A 2521-nucleotide genomic window follows, 5' to 3' on the forward strand; every position below is an offset into this window, starting at 1 on the left:
GAATAAACTTGACTATAATAGCAGCAATATTATTATTCGGAGTAATAGTATTTATACACGAATTAGGACATTTCTTATTTGCAAAAAAAGCAGGTGTTAGAATACACGAATTTGCAATAGGAATGGGTCCAAAACTATTTAGCACAACAAAAGGTGAAACAAAATATTCAATAAGATTATTACCACTTGGTGGATATATAAGTATGGAAGGTGAAGATGGAGAATCTAAAGATCCAAACTCATTTGGACAAAAGAGCATACTTCAAAGAGCAAGCATACTATTTGCAGGACCATTTTTTAATATAGTATTTGCAGCAATACTATTAATACCAGTATTTATGTACATAGGATCACCAACAAATTCTAATGTATTAGGTGCTGTAATAGAAAATACTCCAGCACAAATAGCAGGACTTCAAGCTAACGATAAAATAATAGAAGTAAATAAAATTAAAACAAACACATGGGAAGATGTAGTTGAAAAATTACATAGCTCAGGTGGAAAAGAAGTAAATATAAAAGTTGAAAGAAATTCAAAAATAAAAGAATTTAATTTAACACCACAAAAAAATGAACAAGGAAACTACGTAATAGGGATAGCACCATCATATGAAAGAAATGTATTCACATCAATAGCTAAAGCATTTACAGTAACAATAGAAATGATAAAACAAATGTTTATATTCCTTGGACAACTAATAACAGGAACAGTACCTGGAGGAGCAGCAAATTCAGTAGCAGGACCAGTAGGAGTAATAGGAATAGTTTCAGACGCTGCAAAAACAGGTATACCTAACTTAATGTACATAGCATCAATGTTAAGCTTAAACCTAGGAATACTAAACTTACTACCAATACCAGCGTTAGATGGCGGAAGACTATTAATGATAGGAATAGAAGGTATAAGAGGTGGAAAGAAACTAGACCCAAGCAAAGAAGCAGCAATACACATGGTAGGATTTGCACTACTAATGGGCTTTATGGTATTTATAACATATAAAGATATAATTAAACTATTCTAGGTAGGTGACAACATGAGCTATAAAAGAAGACAATGTAGGGAAGTAAGCGTTGGAAATGTAAAAATAGGTGGCAATAACCCTATAAGCATACAATCAATGACAAACACTGATACAAGAGATGCAGATGCTACAATAGCACAAATAAAAGCATTAGAAAATGTTGGATGTGACGTTGTTAGAGTAGCAGTACCAGACATGGAAGCTGCTAAAAACATAGGTAAAATAAAAGAAAGTGTAAACATACCAGTAATAGCTGATATACACTTTGACCATAGATTAGCAATAGAAGCAATAGACCAAGGAGTAGATGGAGTAAGAATAAATCCAGGAAACATTGGAAGCATAGAAAAAGTAAAAGAAGTAGTAAATAAGTGTAAACAAAGAAACCTAAAAATAAGAATAGGCGTAAACGGTGGATCACTAGAAAAAGAACTACTAGAAAAGCATGGATCAGCAACTGCCGAAGCACTAGTTGAAAGTGCACTAGGACATATAAAAATATTAGAAGACCTAGACTTTTATAATATTGTAATATCACTTAAATCATCAGATATATACAAAACAATAGAAGCTTATGAACTAATATCTAAAAAAGTAGACTACCCACTACATATAGGAATAACAGAATCAGGAAGTGTAAAAAAAGGAACAATAAAATCTTCAATCGGAGTAGGAGCAATGCTACTTAAAGGAATAGGAGACACAGTTAGAATATCACTAACAGGGGACCCTTGTGAAGAAGTTATAGTTGGAAAAGAAATACTAAGAAGCTTAGACTTATTAAATGACAAAATAAAAGTAGTATCTTGCCCAACATGTGGAAGATGTAACATAGACCTTATAAGTGTGGTAAATGAAGTAGAAGAAAAAATAAACCACATGGAAAAAGACATAACAGTAGCCATAATGGGATGCGCAGTAAACGGACCAGGAGAAGCTAGAGAAGCAGATATAGGAATAGCTGGTGGAAAAGGCGAAGGACTGTTATTTAAAAAAGGTGAAATAGTTAGAAAAATAAAAGGAAATGACTTAGTAAAAGAATTACTAGAAGAAATAGAAAAATATTAATACCAAACATCCAGTATAATATAAAAATACTGGATGTTTTTTTATTGGAAAAATCTTTTTTAGAATAGGGTAAATACCAATTATTTTAAAATGTGGTATTTATTGTCATAAAATGTTATAATTTACGTATTAAGAAATAAATACCAATTAGAAGGGAGTAGGATTAAGAACTATGAATAAAATAATAAGCATAAACAATCCTAAATCCCCTATAGCAGAAGCCTATAGAGGAATAAGAACAAGCATAGAATTTTCAAACTTAGATAAAGAAATAAAAGTAATAAATGTAACAAGTAGTAAACAAAATGAAGGCAAAAGCACAGTTATATCAAACTTAGCAGTAAGCTTTGCATTCCTAGAATAAAAAGTACTAATACTTGATGGTGACTTGAGAAACCCAAGTATACATAGAATGTTTGGAATAAGTAACA

At 31.3% G+C, this 2521-nt stretch carries 3 protein-coding genes; all 3 read left to right on the plus strand.

Annotated features, from left to right (window positions below):
- Positions 1 to 1022, plus strand: a 1022-nt coding sequence (gene rseP, locus VLM92_RS05940) for an RIP metalloprotease RseP (protein ID WP_325275427.1), incomplete at its 5' end; no start/stop codon positions are given.
- A 12-nt stretch (positions 1023 to 1034) separates the two neighbouring features.
- Positions 1035 to 2090, plus strand: a complete 1056-nt coding sequence (ispG, locus tag VLM92_RS05945) for a flavodoxin-dependent (E)-4-hydroxy-3-methylbut-2-enyl-diphosphate synthase (protein WP_325275428.1) — start codon at positions 1035 to 1037, stop codon at positions 2088 to 2090.
- Positions 2091 to 2262: 172 nt separating this feature from the next.
- A complete protein-coding gene (locus VLM92_RS05950; RefSeq protein WP_325275429.1) occupies positions 2263 to 2454 on the plus strand; it encodes a hypothetical protein in 192 nt (63 codons plus the stop codon).
- Positions 2455 to 2521 lie beyond the last annotated feature (67 nt).

Source organism: Romboutsia sp., from assembly GCF_035470145.1.
GTDB lineage: Bacteria > Bacillota > Clostridia > Peptostreptococcales > Peptostreptococcaceae > Romboutsia_D.